This window comes from Vibrio sp. Vb1574 (assembly GCF_033338675.1).
Genome location: NZ_JAWOTC010000415.1, coordinates 1 through 1,084, shown reverse-complemented (window position 1 = coordinate 1,084; position 1,084 = coordinate 1). Strand labels below are relative to the sequence as shown.

General features: G+C 48.5%; 1 protein-coding gene and 1 pseudogene. Both read left to right on the top strand.

The features are described 5' to 3' along the window. Nucleotides 1-991, top strand: a 991-nt coding sequence (locus tag R7O12_RS26550) for a biotin/lipoyl-containing protein (RefSeq protein ID WP_318127063.1), incomplete at its 5' end; no start/stop codon positions are given. Beyond that, a pseudogene (locus R7O12_RS26545) lies at nt 972-1,084 on the top strand (hydroxymethylglutaryl-CoA lyase); the annotation flags it as partial. The gene R7O12_RS26550 and the pseudogene R7O12_RS26545, both read left to right, overlap by 20 nt.

Genomic DNA, 1,084 nt, shown 5'->3' with positions numbered 1-1,084 from the left:
CTTAAAAGAACCCGTATCAGACAGTAGTGTGCGCCTAGCGTGCGTACGCGTTGATAGTGGTGTTACCCAAGGCGATACCATCAGCGAATACTACGATCCGATGATCAGCAAACTGATCGTCAGGGGTCAAAGTCGTGATATCGCGCTCAAGCAGCTTAAACAGGCGTTAAATCAATATCACGTGCGTGGAGTGACGACAAACATCGGTTACCTGCACAGCATTGTTTCGCAGCCAGCCTTTGCCAACATTGAGCTCGATACTGGTTTCCTTGTCACACACCAGCAAGGCATAAGTGAGCAGAAAAACGTGTCGGATTCTATTTGGCTAACGTTGGCGGCGGTTGCTCGTTGGAATGATCTCACTTCAAAATCAGGCAGCTCAACGTTACCCTCTCCAACCACGCAAGGTTTTAGGCTGTCGGTTGACAACGTTTATCGATTTAACTTCACGGATGCCAATGCCAACCATCAAGTACGCTTGCAACAACCATCGCAAGATACAGGGGCTCAGCACCTAAACCACTTCACTGTCCGATGTGGTGAGGAGTTGCATCAGGTCACTCTGCTTGAAAGTGGCAACCAGTTCGTCGTCGATATCGATAATGTGCGTTACACCTTTAATGCGCTTAGCGACGAGCAAAAGACAACCGTGTTTTATCTTGGTCAGCAACGTACGTTCGCTCATCAACCAAGTTTTGAATCACCAAAAGGCAAAGACGACGAACTTAGTCCAACCGCACCACTGAACGGCGTGGTCTCGGCGGTCATGGTGAATAAAGGAGACAAAGTAGCGGCTGGCGATCCGCTGTTAGTACTCGAAGCGATGAAGATGGAATACACCATTACCGCTCCGGTAGCAGCGACCGTTGATGAAGTGTTTTATCAACATGGAGACCAAGTACAGCACGGTTCCATCCTGCTGCATTTAATTTCTGCACCCGATAATGTCTGTGAAGATAAGGAGCACGAATATGCTACCAGCGAAGGTTAATATCGTCGAAGTCGGCGCGCGTGATGGCTTGCAGAATGAAACGGCAGTGACGCTGATTGATAAAATCCGTTTGATCAATCAGCTAAGCACTAG